General features: G+C 37.9%; 1 pseudogene. It reads right to left on the bottom strand.

The features are described from left to right. A pseudogene (locus tag GCWU000325_RS10820) lies at positions 1-387 on the bottom strand (IS982 family transposase); the annotation flags it as partial. Between the last annotated feature and the right edge of the window lie 162 nt (positions 388-549).

Raw genomic sequence — 549 nt, 5'->3', positions numbered from 1 at the left:
GGGAATACGCGTTGAATCGATAAAAGTAATCCCTGTACATTCTCCCATCAGAGCTAATTTAAGGAAGAGCAAAAGGGGGATCGCCACTCGTGGCATACGTTCCACAAAGCGGGTATACGAAAGAAGGTTAGGGAACTCTTCTTTAAGTTCTCGACAGACGTAGAAGAGATAGAAATGTTTGAAATTGCGAAACGTATTGCTGTGGAACAACACAAGAATGGTAATCATTTCTGCATCGCTCATTCTTCCCTTTCTATTGCGAGTTTTAGGGGTGTTTGGAGAGGGGTTTGAAAGCGAAAGTGCTTTTTTGTTCAATTCTAACTCATATTCTTTGCAGAAATCATCTGCAACACAATAAATTTCCGTAACTTTGCTGACAAGTTTCATAGAGGATTGTTTTTTGTTATCTGTTTGGTTATCAACAACAAATATACGAAAAATAATCCTCTTTTTGGGCTTTTATTGAAACTATTTTAACGTGAGTTCGACGAATTCAAACCCTTTCGGTTCCAATAATAAGTCCTAAATCGTCATACGAAACCTGCTTAA

This window comes from Alloprevotella tannerae ATCC 51259 (assembly GCF_000159995.1).
In the GTDB taxonomy this organism is placed as follows: Bacteria; Bacteroidota; Bacteroidia; order Bacteroidales; family Bacteroidaceae; genus Alloprevotella; species Alloprevotella tannerae.
This window is presented reverse-complemented; position numbering and strand designations above follow the sequence as displayed.